2 protein-coding genes are annotated in these 1,570 nt (G+C 70.4%); one reads left to right on the top strand and one right to left on the bottom strand.

Features of this window, described 5'->3' with window-relative positions; all coding sequences use genetic code 11:
- Positions 1-43 precede the first annotated feature (43 nt).
- Positions 44-745 (bottom strand): transcriptional repressor LexA, encoded by a 702-nt coding sequence (gene lexA, locus AB0G02_RS39425; protein WP_360805394.1) that lies wholly within the window; start codon positions 743-745, stop codon positions 44-46.
- Positions 746-962: 217 nt separating this feature from the next.
- On the opposite strand from lexA, the gene AB0G02_RS39420 reads away from it, so the two are divergent.
- On the top strand, positions 963-1,460 hold the full coding sequence (locus AB0G02_RS39420; RefSeq protein WP_360805391.1) for a LysM peptidoglycan-binding domain-containing protein: 498 nt from the start codon (positions 963-965) through the stop codon (positions 1,458-1,460).
- Positions 1,461-1,570 lie beyond the last annotated feature (110 nt).

Below are 1,570 nucleotides of genomic sequence, written 5' to 3'. Positions count from 1 at the left end.
GCCCGCGCCACGGGGGCACGGGCCGCTCAGGGAGCCGTCGTGATCAGAGCCTGCGCAGGACGGCCACGACCTTGCCCAGGATCGACGCGTCGTCGCCGGGGATGGGCTGGTAGGCCTCGTTGTGCGGCATCAGCCACACGTGCCCGTCCTCCTTGCGCTTGAACGACTTGACCGTGGCCTCGCCGTCGATCATCGCGGCGACCACCTCGCCGTTGTCCGCCGTCGGCTGCTGGCGGACGACCACCCAGTCGCCGTCGGTGATCGCGGCGTCCACCATCGAGTCACCCACGACCTTCAGCAGGAACACGTCGCCCTCGCCGACGATCTCGCGCGGCAGCGGGAACACGTCCTCGATCGCCTCCTCGGCCAGGATCGGCCCACCGGCCGCGATGCGGCCCAGCATGGGCACGTACGCGGGCGTCGGCTTGGACGCCGGGTCGAGGCCGGTCACGATCTCGGCGGGCAGCACGCCCACCGCGCGCGGCCGGTTCGGGTCGCGGCGCAGGTACCCCTTCCGCTCCAGCGCGCGCAGCTGGTGGGCGACCGAGGAGGTGGAGGTCAGGCCGACCGCCTCCCCGATCTCACGCACGCTGGGCGGGTAGCCGAACCGGTCCAGCCAGTCGCGGATCACGTCGAGCACCTTGCGCTGGCGCAGGGTGAGCCCGGCGTTGCCCGCGATGTCCGCCGGTTCGGGGGCGGAGGGCACATCTGCGGTGCGCAGGTCTTCGCTGGTCTTGCGTGCCACGGTGCTTCCTCCTCACCGGTCCCGATTGCCCAGGCCGGCTCTCCGACGATCTTCACTTGTGGACGGTAGTCGCGTTCCGTGTCCAGATCAAACACCTGTTCGAAGTAAACGTCGGCGTGTCGTAGCGATTCAGCCCGGTGAAGTGGTAGACATTCGCACGGACGTTCGATCGAACACAGGTTCGATCATGATCGGATGACCTGCGTTGGAGGACATCATGGCGGTGGTCATTGGCACCCGGAACAGCTTCGAACTGGTCGACGGCGCCGGTGTCGAGGATGTCGCCCTCGGCGCCGGATTGCGACCCGGACCGCGGGTGCTCCGCCGGTTCGACGTGCCGGACAAGGACCACCGCCGACCGTCGACCCGCCCGCGCCCGGTGTCCGTCCGCCAGGTCGCGCCGGACCCGGCCGCCTGCGAGGTCCGGCCGCAGCGCCACCCGGTCGCCCAGTTCGTCGGCTACGCGGCGGCGGCGGCCGTGTTCACCGCCCTGCTGAGCCTGCTGTTCCTCTACTCCTCCGGCGCCACGACCGTCCCCGAACGGACCAACGTCGTCCACGTCCAGGTGGGCGAGACGCTGTGGGACGTGGCGGAGCGCAGTGCCCCGAACGCCGACCAGGACGCCGTCGTGACGCGCATCCGGGAGCTGAACTCGCTGCCGGGCTCCGACGTCGTCCCCGGCCAGTCGCTCGTCGTCCCCGCCGGCACCCCCTGACCCACCACGCGTGCCCACCCCCTGACCGCGAGAGTCCTACGTTCACAGCGCGAGAGTCCTACGTCCAGACGCCGTGAGTTCAACCCTCAGCGTTGAACTCGGGTGCGCTG

It is taken from the genome of Actinosynnema sp. NPDC023658, from assembly GCF_040639995.1.
In the GTDB taxonomy this organism is placed as follows: domain Bacteria; phylum Actinomycetota; class Actinomycetes; order Mycobacteriales; family Pseudonocardiaceae; genus Actinosynnema.
Note: the sequence above shows the minus strand (reverse complement) of the source record. Positions and strands in the feature narration are given on the sequence as shown.

Coding starts and splice junctions, on each gene's coding strand:
- AB0G02_RS39420 (WP_360805391.1), top strand. CDS start 963: ATGGCGGTGGTCATTGGCACCCGGAACAGCTTCGAACTGGTCGACGGC.